The organism is Sphingomonas sp. BL2 (assembly GCF_056680015.1).
Window position 1 is genome coordinate 193,694 of the sequence record NZ_JBWXPL010000002.1, and the last position, 13,662, is coordinate 207,355.

General features: G+C 62.3%; 14 protein-coding genes. 6 read left to right on the top strand and 8 right to left on the bottom strand.

Features of this window, described 5'->3' with window-relative positions:
- Positions 1 to 99 precede the first annotated feature (99 nt).
- The 4 genes from AC1ME3_RS19500 (at position 100) to AC1ME3_RS19515 (ending at position 1,975) form a co-directional block, all read left to right on the top strand.
- The gene (locus tag AC1ME3_RS19500; protein ID WP_480956061.1) at positions 100 to 312 is read left to right on the top strand and encodes a hypothetical protein; all 213 of its coding nucleotides are present in this window, start codon (positions 100 to 102) and stop codon (positions 310 to 312) included.
- Positions 313 to 330: 18 nt separating this feature from the next.
- Positions 331 to 900 carry a recombinase family protein gene (locus AC1ME3_RS19505; protein ID WP_480956062.1) on the top strand — a complete coding sequence of 190 codons (570 nt, stop codon included), beginning with the start codon at positions 331 to 333 and terminating at the stop codon, positions 898 to 900.
- A 73-nt stretch (positions 901 to 973) separates the two neighbouring features.
- Positions 974 to 1,177 (top strand): antitoxin VbhA family protein, encoded by a 204-nt coding sequence (locus tag AC1ME3_RS19510; RefSeq protein ID WP_480956063.1) that lies wholly within the window; start codon positions 974 to 976, stop codon positions 1,175 to 1,177.
- 204 nt (positions 1,178 to 1,381) lie between these two features.
- A complete protein-coding gene (locus AC1ME3_RS19515; RefSeq protein WP_480956064.1) occupies positions 1,382 to 1,975 on the top strand; it encodes a hypothetical protein in 594 nt (197 codons plus the stop codon).
- 264 nt (positions 1,976 to 2,239) lie between these two features.
- Here AC1ME3_RS19515 and AC1ME3_RS19520 read toward each other — a convergent pair whose 3' ends face one another.
- The 3 genes from AC1ME3_RS19520 to AC1ME3_RS19530 form a co-directional block, all read right to left on the bottom strand.
- A complete protein-coding gene (locus AC1ME3_RS19520; protein WP_480956065.1) occupies positions 2,240 to 2,683 on the bottom strand; it encodes a hypothetical protein in 444 nt (147 codons plus the stop codon).
- Positions 2,684 to 2,789: 106 nt separating this feature from the next.
- The gene (locus tag AC1ME3_RS19525; RefSeq protein WP_480956066.1) at positions 2,790 to 2,993 is read right to left on the bottom strand and encodes a DUF5818 domain-containing protein; all 204 of its coding nucleotides are present in this window, start codon (positions 2,991 to 2,993) and stop codon (positions 2,790 to 2,792) included.
- A 967-nt stretch (positions 2,994 to 3,960) separates the two neighbouring features.
- Positions 3,961 to 5,583 carry an FAD-dependent oxidoreductase gene (locus tag AC1ME3_RS19530; protein ID WP_480956067.1) on the bottom strand — a complete coding sequence of 541 codons (1,623 nt, stop codon included), beginning with the start codon at positions 5,581 to 5,583 and terminating at the stop codon, positions 3,961 to 3,963.
- Between the two features lie 170 nt (positions 5,584 to 5,753).
- Between AC1ME3_RS19530 and AC1ME3_RS19535 the strand changes: the two genes are divergently transcribed.
- Entirely contained in the window at positions 5,754 to 7,337 is a 1,584-nt protein-coding gene (locus AC1ME3_RS19535; protein WP_480956096.1) for a Na+/H+ antiporter, read from the top strand.
- Positions 7,338 to 7,404: 67 nt separating this feature from the next.
- On the opposite strand, the gene AC1ME3_RS19540 is transcribed toward AC1ME3_RS19535, so the two are convergent.
- The 3 genes from AC1ME3_RS19540 to AC1ME3_RS19550 all read right to left on the bottom strand — a co-directional run bounded on the left by AC1ME3_RS19540 (position 7,405) and on the right by AC1ME3_RS19550 (position 9,651).
- A complete protein-coding gene (locus tag AC1ME3_RS19540) occupies positions 7,405 to 7,995 on the bottom strand; it encodes an NADPH-dependent FMN reductase (protein ID WP_480956097.1) in 591 nt (196 codons plus the stop codon).
- A 72-nt stretch (positions 7,996 to 8,067) separates the two neighbouring features.
- Complete coding sequence (locus AC1ME3_RS19545; RefSeq protein WP_480956068.1) at positions 8,068 to 8,895, bottom strand: alpha/beta fold hydrolase; 828 nt, start codon at positions 8,893 to 8,895, stop codon at positions 8,068 to 8,070.
- A 57-nt stretch (positions 8,896 to 8,952) separates the two neighbouring features.
- The gene (locus AC1ME3_RS19550) at positions 8,953 to 9,651 is read right to left on the bottom strand and encodes a pirin family protein (RefSeq protein WP_480956069.1); all 699 of its coding nucleotides are present in this window, start codon (positions 9,649 to 9,651) and stop codon (positions 8,953 to 8,955) included.
- Between the two features lie 99 nt (positions 9,652 to 9,750).
- On the opposite strand from AC1ME3_RS19550, the gene AC1ME3_RS19555 reads away from it, so the two are divergent.
- Entirely contained in the window at positions 9,751 to 10,665 is a 915-nt protein-coding gene (locus AC1ME3_RS19555; protein ID WP_480956070.1) for a LysR family transcriptional regulator, read from the top strand.
- 468 nt (positions 10,666 to 11,133) lie between these two features.
- Here AC1ME3_RS19555 and AC1ME3_RS19560 read toward each other — a convergent pair whose 3' ends face one another.
- Together AC1ME3_RS19560 and AC1ME3_RS19565 are read right to left on the bottom strand one after the other, a co-directional pair.
- Entirely contained in the window at positions 11,134 to 12,435 is a 1,302-nt protein-coding gene (locus AC1ME3_RS19560) for an MFS transporter (RefSeq protein ID WP_480956071.1), read from the bottom strand.
- 58 nt (positions 12,436 to 12,493) lie between these two features.
- Positions 12,494 to 13,483: a hydroxyacid dehydrogenase gene (locus tag AC1ME3_RS19565; RefSeq protein WP_480956072.1), complete on the bottom strand. Its 990-nt coding sequence runs from the start codon at positions 13,481 to 13,483 to the stop codon at positions 12,494 to 12,496.
- Positions 13,484 to 13,662 lie beyond the last annotated feature (179 nt).

Here is a 13,662-nt window from a genome sequence, read left to right on the forward strand (position 1 = left end):
GATCATAGCCGGTCTGGATTTCCACTTTCTCAAAAAACGTTCTCATTGTATATTCTCATTGAACGCCAACATTGTTGGCTAGCTGAGAAGGGTCGAACCATGACGATCGACGACGCACTGCGCGCTTATGCCTCAGGGCACAGCTCGTCCAAGGAGACGAAGGAGCGTACCGGATTGGATTATGCTCAGGTCCTGGATGGTCTCGGTCGACTGAACCTTCGCGTACCACCGCCCGCCTTCGACGGCCCCGACGGCGACGCGCTGCGTGAGAGCGCAGATCGCTTCACCGCGTTCCTGAAGCAGGCGCGCTGACATGGCGGATCCCCGCTGATGCTCATCGGATATGCCCGGGTCTCGACGTCGGACCAGAATTTGACGCTGCAAACGGACGCTTTGACCGCCGCGGGATGCGAACGGATCTGCAGTGACAAGGCGAGTGGCGCGAAAGCCGACCGTCCGGGTTTGTCGGAAGCGTTGAACGTTGCTCGCCGGGGTGACACGCTCGTCGTCTGGAAGCTCGACCGCCTTGGCCGTTCGATGAAAGGCCTTGTCGAACTGGCGGCTGATCTTGCTACCCGCGGTATCGAGTTACGGTCCCTGACCGACGGGATCGACACAGCGACGCCGACCGGCCGGTTGCTCTTTCACATTCTGGCGTCGATCGCGGAAATGGAGCGTGAGCTGATCCGCGAACGAACAATGGCCGGGCTACTGGCGGCCCGTTGCAAGAACGGGCCGGGCAGGGGGCGCAAGTCGGTCCTGACGCCAAAAAAGAAGGCCACAGCTATGAAGCTGCTCGCTGCAGGCGATCGTCCGCGAGACGTGGCCGAGGCGATCGGCGTCTCGGTCGCAACCTTTTACAGGCATTTCCCAGCTGGTGGAGGCGAGCCGGCATCGTGAAGACCTGCCGCCTACACATCGTGCCCTTTGGCAGCTATGATCGCCGTCTGACGACTCTGGAGGCCCTAACGCCATGAACGTCTATCGGCAGATCGAAACCCCTGCGATCAACCCCGACGAACAGGCTCGCCGTCAACGTGCGATCGACTTTGCGCGCGGCAGCGTACGGTACGAAGGCTTCGTTCTTTCCGAAGAAGCCGAGCGTGTTGGAGAACGCTTTATCGCCGGGCACCTCACGGTGCCTGAGTACGTCGATGCAATCAAAGCCATCGGCTAATGTCCGCTTCTCGCCCGATCAACGAGGGAAGTAAGGTTGGGTGACGACCGTCATCCGTACCGCTTCATTGTCGATACCGCCGCGGGTGCGACGGTGATTGATCAGGCGCTTGCTCCCCGTTTTTCGGAGGCCGCGTCCGGGACCAGCGATGTGCAGGGTGCCAGCGGCGCTCAATAGTCGTTTCAAAATGCTCGGCTGCGCAGGTTGAAGATCGCGGGCTTAAGCTTCCGCATCCTTGACGTGGTCGTCACCGACATGGCGCAGTTCAGCGACAAGTCTGACCAGCATTACGACGGCATACTGGGTAACGATGTCCTTTCGCATTACTCCTTCGTTTTTGATGTCCCCAATGGGCGCCTTTCCCTGATCGACGCTAATCGACCTGATCCACGTCGGTGGGGACGATGCATCGACAACCCGCTGTTAGCTCGGCCTGGCGGGGCAAATGGCTTTCTGTCCGTGCCCGTGTCGCTGCATGGGGGCGCTCATGCCCTAGGCATCGTCGATACCGGAGCGGGAGCTACAATCCTGAATTGGCCTGCCGCGTCGGCTTCGGGATTATCGAAGAACGGTAGTGGCGTCAGTGCCGCAAATGGGGTGGTCGGCTTCGACCCCAAGGCGAGCACCGCGTCATACAGAGCGACGATCGCCGACGCGACGATCGGATCAAAGGCGCTGCCTGCTTTTACTGCCCGTCTGAGCGATCTGGCGGTGTTTGAAGGCTTTAGGCTCAAGGGCAAGCCGGGGATGATCGTCGGCGCAAACATTTGGCGTACTGTGCCGTTTGCAGCTGCTTGAGGCGCGAAGGCTTTCTGCATTTCGACGATTTAAGCGCTACGGGACACGTCAACGACGCTGCGTCACAAAGGCTGCCATGCTGATCAAGCGAGAGTGCCAATCGAGGTATACCCTGAGCGAGCATGTAGTTTGGAACACAAATTCCGTTCAAACAGGATCGGTAACAGCGGAACTCAACACTCATTCAGGAGGTCCAGACCCTGCTTGCACACATTAGGGAGGCGTCTGGCTTACCCGAGTGGATCGCTGGGTCAGCCTGTGCCCTTAGAGGGCAATCACAGTATTCGTGGTCGATGGCATGAGCGTCGGCAAGCATTGCATGTTTGACGCCCGGTTCGCGGCTGCCATCAGATCAACGTCACTCAGATCGCGGCAATCGATCCACCATTTGGCGTCAGTGACCCGAAGGCATGCGTTACAGTCGGCGTCGCTGTTTGAGTTGGTTAGCGCTGCGAGCCGCTTGGTTCTAATCGTCGACGCCCAGCTGATTTGCCGATCGGTGCCGGTTAGCGGTGGAAGAGCAAGGTGCGACACTGCAGCGCTGCTTAACGCTGCCGCGGCGACCTCCTCAGCCCGCTTATCCGCGACGAAACAGTCTCGACAGGTAGTCGTCTTGAGCCACTTGGCCTTTCGTTCCTGTTGGCTGTCATAGCCGGTAAGATAGTGAGCCTGCTCGTGACCGCAGGCATGAATGATCCGCTGTTCCATGGCTGGATGATGGCTGTTCGTGGTTTGTGCGCAACGGCAATGAGTCAGGTTGAATCAGAATTGCGCCCAGTAGCTGACAACGTGAGCCAGAGGCATCCTTGACCAGCTAAGCTGGTGCAACCCCGTCGGCATTAACCAGACCTGGACCAATCAACGTACCGCTGAGCCGGACGCGCTTCTCTACCAGATCTACGGGGGTGCGGTGCAGTTCCAGCTCGTACCGCCCACCGACATCGCGGCGAAGATAGAAGGACCCGCCATCTCGTATTAGGGTGCCAGTCTCGTTGATCCGGGTTCCAATCGCTACCATCGCTGCGCCTTCGCTCCATCATGTCGTGAAATGTTGCGGGAGATCGTTGGGTTTGAGCGATGTTCTTCAGTGGGCCCCATGTTTTTGCTAACGCGTTCTCGACCGGCCTTCAAAGACTGATATTACGCCGCGCCATTTTAATCGCCGATTGGTGAGCGGGGCTCTGCTTTAAAAATGTCGGCCAAGTCGAGCAAATCCTAGTTGGAAAGGTTCTCGACCGAGGCTTCGATCTCGGCAAGGCGCCGCACGGCGTGATCGCCGCGATCGGCGACCCGCTTCATCCTTGTCTTGACCATCATAAACATCGCGGGGGCGGCAGGGGCTTTACGGCCGGTTGGCTAAGGTCATTCGGCCAAATATGACCGATATCTGCAGGTGAAAGAAGCTTCTTCAATGGAGAACCGCACCGCATTCTGGCAGCAGATCCCAAAGCGGCAGGAACATACAGCTTTAGCATCACCATCCATCCGAGCGCCGCGGCGATCGTCAACCTAGCGACTACGCTAGATATGGAAACGACCGCCAAAGAGCGTCAAGAATACCGGGCAGCTCGACTTGTTGCACGGCAAAGGCTGCGATAACATCCCGGGTCATCTATTCGGCCGCCCGGTTGAAAGTTTGCCGTATCGCCGGGCTGCTTGAGATAAAGAGCTAGTCAGGCAGCCTGGCGGATTGGAGAGGGAGCGTCGCCACTGAACGACGCACGACGCCTGACAACGGTCGGACAAAATGCCACCAACCATGGCGACCCGCGCTCTTATGAATTGTACGGGCTAAACTCGCTCTCTATCCTTTCTGAACCGTACAGACCGATAACTCAGGGCGTCGGAGACGACCTTAGCACAATGAACGAACGGCCGTAGTTGGGGAGCGGCGAAGGACGTCTAAATATCTGCCATTGGGTCAACCACGCTAATCATTCGATCAACTGGTCGAAGGCGAGAGAAAAAGCGGCAGTGGCTTCTGATTAGGCACGGTTCACTCCGCGCACATGCTCCCAGACGTTGGAAATGACGACTGATCCTTCTCCTACCGAGGACGCCACGCGTTTCACCGACCCGGCGCGGACGTCGCCGACGGCATAAATCCCTGCACACGACGTGGCGAAAGGAGACAAAGCACCAGCCGCTTCGCCTGTGAGAACAAAACCCTTGTCGTCGAGAGCGACCAGTTTGGAGAGCCAGTCCGTATTGGGTGCCGCGCCGACCATCACGAAGACGGCGCAGCTTGCCACGGTACGATCGCCGTCTTCATTGCGGATCGTCACCGCCTCCAGCCTGTCCCCGCCGTGAAGTCCGACGGCATGGGTGCCGTATTCGATGGTGATCGCAGGGTCCGCCTCGAGCCTGCTCGACAGATAGCTCGACATGGACGAGGCCAGGGTGTCGCCGCGCACCAGGAGGCGAACGTGCCGCGCCGTACGGCTGAGAAACATCGCAGCCTGCCCAGCAGAATTACCGCCGCCGATGACCAACACCTGCGTATCCCGGCAGAAGCGCGCCTCATTCTCGGTCGCCGCATAATAGATGCCCGTGCCCTCGAACTCGGCAAGGCGTGCGATCGGCAGGCGTCTGTACTGGACCCCGGTGGCAACGACGACAGAGGCGGCGAGTACGCGCCGACCATTGGCGAAGGTCGCACAGAAGGAGCCATTGTCGAGCTGGTCTAGCGACTCGATCCGCCGGGGCATGACGAAGCGCGTGCCGAATTTCATCGCCTGCACCTCGCCGCGCCACACAAGATCGGCGCCTGAGATGCCGGTGGGAAAGCCCATATAGTTTTCGATCCGGCTGGACGTGCCGGCCTGGCCGCCGATCGCGGTCTCGTCGACCACCAGCGCGCGCAACCCTTCGGCTCCGGCATAGACGCCCGCCGACACGCCGGCGGGGCCGGCCCCGACGATGAGCACGTCGAATGCCTCGTCCTCGGGAACATCCTGATCGAGTCCGAGCAGCCGTGCCACCTTCTCCGGCGTCGGATCGCTCACCACCACGTCGCGGCCGAACACGACGACGGGCTCGCGCGGTGCGGTTCCGCAACTGCTGGCGACATGCGCGGCCTCGTCGCTGCCGAGCGGGTAGGAGCGGTAGGGCAGGCGGTTGCGCGCAGCGAACTCAGCCACTCGTCTGACGGCCCTGTCCTCGTCTTCGCCAACCAGAACCAGCATGCCATCGCCGGCATCCAGCTGCCGCCGACGGCGCGCCGCGAGGACTGTGATGACGATGTCCGACATCTCCGGTATCGCCGCCATCAGGCGAAGCATCGCGGATCGCGGGACTTCGACAACGGTCGTGTCGCTCGCGGCACGCATCGGGAGCGACCATGTGCCGCCGGACAGCAGCGAGATCTCGCTCATGAACTGGGTGGGCCCCAGCGTCGAAGGCACCAGACGATCGCCCGTGAACGGGTTGACGACCTCGATCTCCCCATCCTCGACATACACGAAGCGGTCGGCCGGCGCGCCGATCTCCGCCATCATTGTTCCCTTGCGATACTGTGTGCGTGTTCCCGCCGCCCGGATCGCAGCAATATGCGCAGGCTGCAGCGGAACCCGTTGCATTTCCCCCAAGTCACGACCGATCGTTTCCATGAGCGCTTTCCCCTCTGCACCCCGACATTACCCCGTCGAACGCGGCGACGGCAATCGCTGGGGATTGGCCCAGCCAAATGCGGGCGCGGCTCGATACGCTGCCCGATCGCATTGACGGCGTTCGGGACAGATTGCAGGACCATCGGACGGGCAGGAGAAAGGGCGGCTTTGTGCATCCAGCGGCGAACTTCGAGCTGATCATCCTGATGTTCCTGGTAGTACTGGCGCTTCACTATCTGGCTCGCCGTCTGTCGCTACCACCAGCAGCTGCGCTGATCGTCGGCGGGGGCGCGGTGGCCTTCGTACCGGGCGTGCAAGGGATCGCGATCGATCCGGAGCTGGTGCTTGTCCTGTTTCTCCCACCCTTGCTGATGGACGGCGCGTGGTTCACCGCGGTTGCACCGTTCCGGCGGCACATGGCCGGCATTCTCTCGCTGGCGGTCGGCGCCGTCTTCTTCACCACGGCGGTCGTGGCGATCGTGACCAGGCTGCTGATGCCACAGCTGCCCTGGGCCGCCTGCGTCGCGCTGGGCGCGATCCTGTCGCCGCCCGACGCGGTATCCGCCCGCGCCGTGTTGCAGCGGGTGAAACTTCCGCGCAGGCTGACCACGCTGCTCGAAGGCGAAAGCCTACTGAATGATGCCGCGGGTCTGGTGCTGTTCCGTTTCGCGGTGGCGGCGGTGCTGACCGGCAGCTTCCATATCGGTGCTGCGACCGGAACGTTTTTCGTGCTGGTGGCGGGCGGCATTGCGGTGGGCGCAGCGATCGGCGGGCTCTGGGTGATCCTGCTCCGCCGGCTTGGCGATGATACGCTGATGATCGCAGCGACCGTGCTGGTCTGCTGGAGCGCCTATATCGCGGGTGAACTGCTGCACGTGTCCGGCGTCATTGCCGTCGTCACCGCGGGCCTCGTCTGCGGCTGGTATCAGCATGTCGTCTTCACCGCCCGCGTGCGCATCCGGGCGATGGCATTCTGGCAGGTACTGGTGTTCCTCCTCGAAGCCACCGTGTTCCTGCTCATCGGCCTGTCATTGCGGGGGTTGCTGGACCGGGTCGGCGGGCTCGACATGGTCGTAGACACGATGGCGCGGCCGGTGCTGCTCATCGTCCTCGCGGTCGTCGCCGCGCGGTTCGTGTGGATCTTCGCCGTCGATGCCGGCGTCGCCGCTTTTCGCCGCATCCGGTGGACGCGACAGCAACCGCTCGGAACTCGGGCGGCGGTGGTGATGAGCTGGGCCGGGATGCGCGGCGTGGTGACGCTCGCGGTTGCGCTCTCGCTGCCCGATACGATGCCGGCGCGCGATCTGATGCTCGTCACCGCTTTTGTCGTGATCCTTGTCACTGTCCTGGTGCAGGGCACCTCGCTCGGCTGGGTCATCCGGGCCGTAAGGCCGCACGATGACGGCAGCGCACGATCACCGCTCGATTTGCACGCCGCCGAAATGATGCTGTTCCAGGCGCAGTTGGCGCTCGTGGAACGCGAGGCGGTGGCGGTCGACGGGACGGTCATCCACCCACAGCTCCTGCGACGCTACCGCACCCGGGCGACGGCAGCGGATGCGTTCGACGGTACGGTGGAGGAGCGCAACGTGGCGATCGCGAGCCATTTCGACGTCATCATCGCCGCGGTCGCGGCCGGCCGTGCCGAGCTGGTTCGACTGCACCGTGCCGGCCGCATCGATGACGAGACGCTCCACGATCTCGAGCACGATCTTGACCTCGAGGAACTGGCCGCAGCGGCAGCGAAGGGGTGAACGAGCCCGGTTGCTCGGTTATAAGGCTGCTCGGCGCCGCGATAAAGACGCGCGGACGTCGGCCGGATCAATAGGGCGGGTCGAGCCGTTCGCGCTGGGCGCGGGCGGCCTGTGTCCACCAGCCGAGATCGTCGGCGAAGCGCGGGAAGGCGCGGGTGAGAGCGGCACCGCCGTCGCCCGCCTGTTCTCCGGTCGCATCGAAGGCATGGCCGATCCCACCCACCGCGATCGTGCTCGACACAACCACCATGCCCATCTCGGACAGGATGCCGTGCCATGCGAGACCGGCACGCGCACCGGCGAAGCGTCCGGCCGAATAGCTGACGATCGCTGCGGGTCGCCAGTACCATTCCTCGAGGAAATGGTCGGTAAGGTTCTTGAGCCCGGGCTGCACGCCCCAGTTATATTCGCCGGTCACGAAGACGAAGGCGTCGGCCGTCCTGATCTTTTCTGCGAGTACTTCCAGCGCGGGCGGCGCCTCGCCGCTCGGATGCTCCTTGTACATGCGGTCGAGCATGGGGAGGTCGACCGCCCTGGCGTCGATGAGCTCGGCCGATGCACCGCGCTTGGCAAAGGCGCGGACGAGCCACTCCGCGAGGCGAATGCCCTGCCGGTCGGAGCGATAGGAGCCGTAGAAGATCAGGACCCGGTCGGGCAGCGCGGCAACTCCTTGTGAAACGTGTCGTGCAAGGACACGGAGCGCCCCATCGCTCCGTGCCCTGACCGGGGATCAGCCTTCGATGAAAGCGAGCAGATCGGCGTTGATCCGATCGGCATTGGTAACCGGCATGCCGTGGGGAAAGCCGGGGTATGAGATGAGCTTGGCCCCCTTCACGATTTCGGCCGACATCTTGCCTGTGGTCGCGAACGGAACCACCTGGTCGTCCTCGCCGTGCAGGACCAGCGCCGGCACGTCGATCGCCTTGAGGTCGTCGGTGAAGTCGGTCTCGGAAAAGGCCTTGATGCCGAGCGTATGGGCCAGCGCCGATCCCATCATGCCCTGGCGCCACCAGTTGAGCCGCACCGCCTCCTTCACCTCGGCGCCGTCGCGGTTGTACCCGAAGAAGGGCAGCGTGAAGTCGTAAAAGAATTGCGGACGGTTCGTGGCCGTCTTCTCGCGCACCATGTCGAATACGTCCATCGGCACGCCGTGCGGGTTGGCGTCGGTCCTGACCATGATCGGCGCGACCGCACTGACCAGCACCGCCTTCTTGACCCGGCCCGGCTTGGCGCGTGCGACATAACGGGCGACCTCGCCACCGCCGGTCGAGTGACCGATATGGACGGCATCGCGTAAATCGAGCGCGTCGGTCAGCGCGATGACATCGGCGACATAGGTGTCCATGTCGTGGCCATTCGCCGACTGTGTCGAACGACCATGGCCGCGGCGATCATGCGCGATGACACGGTAGCCCTTCTGGACGAAGAACATCATCTGCGCGTCCCAGTCGTCCGAGCTGAGCGGCCAGCCGTGGTGGAACATGACGACGGGTGCATCCGTGTTGCCCCAGTCCTTGTAGAAGATTTCGCTCTCGTCGGCGGTCGTGATGAAGGGCATTCGAGGTCTCCTCAGGCTTGGTTGAGTACGCGGCACGCTACGGGTCGAAGGTGACAATCAGGCGGCGTCGACGAGGACGATCTCTGCGTCCTCGATGGCGGTCACGCGCAACACGGCCTCGTCGGCGATGGCGGCGCCGTCTCGCGCCTCCAGGCGGGTGCCGTTGACCTCGATCGTTCCAATCGCCGGCACGAGGTAGCCGTGGCGGTTGGCGCCGAGCGGATATTCGGCGGTTTCGCCGGCCTTCAGCGTGGCGGCGACGATGCGGGCATCGGTTCGGATCGGCAGGGCGTCGCCATCGTCTGCAAAGCCACTGGCGAGCGTGACGAACTGGCCCGACCGGTCGCCCTTGGGAAATGGCTTGGCACCCCATGACGGCGCTTCGCCCCGCGTCTTCGGTTCGATCCAGATCTGGAAGATGCGGGTGGTGCCCGGCTCCCTGTTGTATTCGGAGTGGCGGACGCCCGACCCAGCACTCATGACCTGCACATCGCCCGCCTCGGTACGGCCGACATTGCCAAGCGAGTCCTGATGCGTGATCGCACCCTCGCGGACATAGGTGATGATCTCCATATCGTTGTGCGGATGCGGTGGGAAACCGGTTCCGGCCGCGATCGTATCATCGTTCCACACGCGAATCCCACCCCAACCCATCCGCGCTGAATCATAGTAGCTCGCAAACGAGAAGTGATGCTTGGCATCGAGCCAGCCATGGTTGGCACCACCAAGTCTGTCGAAGGGGCGACGGTCGATCATGTTCGGTCTCCTGGGGAGCGCTGTCGCTCCGATGACCTGAAGATGCGCCATGATTGGGCTTGACGAAACGGTAAGATTGGCATTTCAATCTTGCCGAAAATGACGAAGCGCCTTCCCGATCTCGAAGCCTGGGCGATCTTCGCCACGGTCGCCAAACATGGCTCCTTCTCGCGTGCAGCACGCGAGATGGGCATGTCCGATCCCACCGTCTCCAAGGCGATCGCGCGACTTGAGGCGCGCCTGGGCCTGACGCTGATTGCACGAACGTCGCGGCGCGTAGCGCTCACCGATGCCGGCCGCGCCGCGTTGGCGCGCGCATCGCGCATCCTTAGCGAGGGCGAGGCCGTAGAGGACGAGGCTGGCGAGCAATCCACCGTGCCCCGGGGACGCGTGCGGATCAGCGCACCGCTGTCGTTCGGCATCGCGTATCTCAGTGCGGTGCTGCCGGCCTTCTTGCAGGCCTATCCCGAGATCACCGTCGATTTCGCGCTGAGTGACCGGAAGGTCGATCTGGTATCGGAAGGGTTCGACCTGGCGCTCAGGATCGCAAGCCTGAACGACTCCTCGCTGCTGTCGCGGCGGCTCTGTACGGTCCGGTTGCTACTGGTAGCGTCGCCCGACTATCTCGACCGCCACGGCATACCGACGCACCCCGCCGAGCTGAGCCGGCATCGCGCGCTGGCCTATACGGGTGGTGCGTTGAGGGCGTGGCGCTTCACGCATCCGACGTTCGGGGAGGAGGCGATCGAACCGCCGGTGCGTGTCTGGACGGACAATGCCGATCTGCTTAATCCGGCGCTCGTTGCGGGGCAGGGGCTTGCGATCCAGCCGGAGTTCCTGGTCTGGCGCGAACTGCGCGACGGCAAATTGAAGATGGCGATGCCGGAATGGTCGGTGACCCCGTTGGGGCTACACCTCGTCATGCCGCCGAGCCCGCTGCGACCACTTCGGGTCCAGGTCCTCATCGATTATCTTGCCCGCGAATTGGCGAACGCGCCTTGGGGCGGCGGGTAGGAGAGGGGTACAATAGCAAATACTTCCGTTCGATAAATGAGCTTCGGACCGGAACCAAGATCCAAGTTGAGATTAACGAACGGCAGAAGTTCGGAATCCAAAAAGGGGGCGTGAATGACTGCGAATGGGTCGAATCCCCTCATTCATATACTGATAGGTGAAGTGTTAATCAATCAGCTAAGCATCATGTTCACGAGCGCAATCGACTTTCCAATCGATCAGCTACTGAGCACCCGACAGCTTCTCCCGATTTTATCTTCCGGAATGTATTATAGCTGATACCGAAACTCGACATTAGGACCGCGTCCGTCTGACCAGGTAGATTTTCGAGCATTTTGCGAACTGTGTCAGGCGCAACTTGCCGGAGGGCTAACACGCGTGGCCGCTGAACATAACCGTCGTTGATCATGCGGATGCCTTCCGTTCGTCCTATTGGCAGATTGCCTTGGCGATCGCCGCATATCGTTTCTATGTGGCGGTGCTCGCTACAATCACGTCCGACTTAGCCTGCCGTCCAACGTACAAGATCGCCAACGCACTTAGGACCGTGAGCCCCGCCAAAGGCATCAGTGCCAGGACGTAGCTGTGCGTGGCGTCATGGATCTGGCCATAGACGTTGACCATCAGGCCACCGCCGATGAGATTGGATATGGCGTTGATCCCCGCGATCCCAGCCGCGGCGTTGCCAGCCGATAGCCAGCCCGATGCCATGCTCCAGAACGGTCCTTTGAAGCAGTAGGCACCAATTAGCACGAGGCTGAGCAGGAACACCATTGGGATCAGTCCACTGACGATGAACGTGCCGACCGCGCCGACCGCGATCAGGAGCAGCGGCAATGCGGTGTGCCAGCGGCGCTCGTTGGTTGCGTCTGAATGACGGCCCCAAAGGATCATCATGCAGGCAGCGATGCCGTACGGGATGGCGTTGACCAGTCCAGTCTGGAAGTTCGTCAGTCCGAACGACTTCAACAGTTGCGGCTGCCACACCCCCAGGACGCTTCCTGCCGACGACGCGCCCGAGCACGCGATGACGAGAGCCCAGAATGCCGGAGTCTTGAGAAGGGCCCAGGACGAACCGTGCACCAGCGCACTGCCCGATGCAGGCGCAAGACGGGCGACGAGCCATTCGCGCTCTTCGTCAGCAAGCCAGCGTGCCTGTTCCGGCCGATCAGTCAGAACGCGGAGGCAGGCGATACCAAGCAGGATCGTTGGTATGCCTTCCAGGATAAACAGCCACTGCCACCCGCGCAGACCAGCGGTCCCGTCCATCGACAGGAGCAGGCCGGAAAGGGGCGAGCCGATAAAACTCGAGAGGGGAATTGCGACCGCGAATAGCGCGAGGACACGGCCGCGATACGCGGACGGCAACCAATAGGTGAGGTAGAGGACGACGCCGGGGAAGAACCCCGCTTCTGCCGCGCCCAGCAGGAAGCGCATGACGTAAAACGACTCTGCGTTCCAGACGAGCGCCATGCATGCGGACACCAAGCCCCAGGTGATCATAATCCGCGCTATCCAGATCCGCGCGCCAAAGCGCTGAAGCATCAGGTTGCTGGGCACTTCCATCAGGAAATACGATACGAAGAACAGGCTCGCACCAAAGCCGAAAACCGAGGACGACAGGCCGACATCCGCGTTCATCTGCAGCGAGGCCATGCCGACATTGGCCCGGTCGATGAAGGCCAGCAGATAGCACAGCATCAGGAATGGCAGCAGGCGCCACGTCACCTTGCGCATCGTGCGGGACTCGAGTTCGCTCACGTCGATCATGTCGCTCTCCGGTGAAATGCGCGGTGCCTCGTGGCGGGCACCGTCGCGGTAAGGCAGTTCAGGCGGCGGTTTGCACGCTGGCGGCAACGCGGTTCACGCAGTTGCGCGCATCGAGATGACCGCTGTCGAGAAAGTCGGCAATTTGCTCCACATCACTGACCCCGACGCGCGAGCGCGCCTCGTGTGTGTTGGCGCCGACATGCGGGCTGACGACCAACGTGTCGAATGCCCAGAGCGGACTGTCGGTAGGTGGTGGCTCGGGTGAGAAGGTGTCGAGTCCCGCCCCGAAGATCGTGCGATCGCGCAGCGCATCGACCAGCGCGTCCTGATCCACGAGTTCGCCGCGGGCGGTGTTGATCAGAATGGCAGTCCGCTTCATCCGACCCAGTGCTGCCGCATCGATCATGCCACGATTGTCCGATGTAAGCGGGCAGTGGAGGCTGACGATGTCGCTCGTCGACAACAGATCGTCGACCGATGTGACACGTGTGACGCCAGTGGGCACGTCGTCGTCGCGGAGGAACGGATCGTAGAGCCGAACGGTCATGTGGAACGGCGTGAGCAGATTGAGGAACGCTCGTCCGATCGCGCCCAGGCCAACCAACCCGATTGCCTTGCCGGACAGCTCGTAGCCCGCATAACTTGCCTTGTCCCAATGCCCCGTGCGGATCCGCCGATCCAGCCAGGCGGTGCTCCGGGCGACGCCGAACAGGAGCGCCAGCGCCTGCTCTGCGACCGATTGGGCATTCGCACCCCCGGCGATAACCACGGGTATCCCGCGAACTTCGGCCGCGGCAACGTCTATGCCGTCCACGCCGACGCCGTGTTTCGCAATGATCTTCAGCGTGGGGACCGCGTCCATCACGTCTGCGCCCACGCGGCCCATCCGCACGACGATACCCGCAGCACCGATGGCGTTGGCCGTGGCGATCAGTTCGTCGGACGAGGGATAGGACTTTGACGGGACCAGCCGAATGTCGCGGCGCTTGGCCAGCGCCATCGCATCGGGCGCCAGATCCGGACCCAGTATGAGGATAGAACGCGTCATTGGTCTCGACTCTCCCAGAGGCATTTCGTGACGTCTGCTGCGTCAATCATCCTTTGATCAACCAACTTTTAACCGAAATCAACAAAATAGAACGCCATTTCGAAACGGTATTGCGTTCGAGAATGTTGCGTCCTACCCAGAGGGGGTTGCCGCGTGACGGCATGCAGAATCGCCGATCC

What these genes read in the sequence shown, in the direction of transcription:
- AC1ME3_RS19525 (WP_480956066.1), bottom strand. Translation starts at nt 2,993, where the DNA reads ATGGTAGCGATTGGAACCCGGATCAACGAGACTGGCACCCTAATACGA.
- AC1ME3_RS19520 (WP_480956065.1), bottom strand. Translation starts at nt 2,683, where the DNA reads ATGGAACAGCGGATCATTCATGCCTGCGGTCACGAGCAGGCTCACTAT.
- AC1ME3_RS19510 (WP_480956063.1), top strand. Translation starts at nt 974, where the DNA reads ATGAACGTCTATCGGCAGATCGAAACCCCTGCGATCAACCCCGACGAA.
- AC1ME3_RS19505 (WP_480956062.1), top strand. Translation starts at nt 331, where the DNA reads ATGCTCATCGGATATGCCCGGGTCTCGACGTCGGACCAGAATTTGACG.
- AC1ME3_RS19555 (WP_480956070.1), top strand. Translation starts at nt 9,751, where the DNA reads ATGACGAAGCGCCTTCCCGATCTCGAAGCCTGGGCGATCTTCGCCACG.
- AC1ME3_RS19530 (WP_480956067.1), bottom strand. Translation starts at nt 5,583, where the DNA reads ATGGAAACGATCGGTCGTGACTTGGGGGAAATGCAACGGGTTCCGCTG.
- AC1ME3_RS19545 (WP_480956068.1), bottom strand. Translation starts at nt 8,895, where the DNA reads ATGCCCTTCATCACGACCGCCGACGAGAGCGAAATCTTCTACAAGGAC.
- AC1ME3_RS19500 (WP_480956061.1), top strand. Translation starts at nt 100, where the DNA reads ATGACGATCGACGACGCACTGCGCGCTTATGCCTCAGGGCACAGCTCG.
- AC1ME3_RS19565 (WP_480956072.1), bottom strand. Translation starts at nt 13,483, where the DNA reads ATGACGCGTTCTATCCTCATACTGGGTCCGGATCTGGCGCCCGATGCG.
- AC1ME3_RS19550 (WP_480956069.1), bottom strand. Translation starts at nt 9,651, where the DNA reads ATGATCGACCGTCGCCCCTTCGACAGACTTGGTGGTGCCAACCATGGC.
- AC1ME3_RS19560 (WP_480956071.1), bottom strand. Translation starts at nt 12,435, where the DNA reads ATGATCGACGTGAGCGAACTCGAGTCCCGCACGATGCGCAAGGTGACG.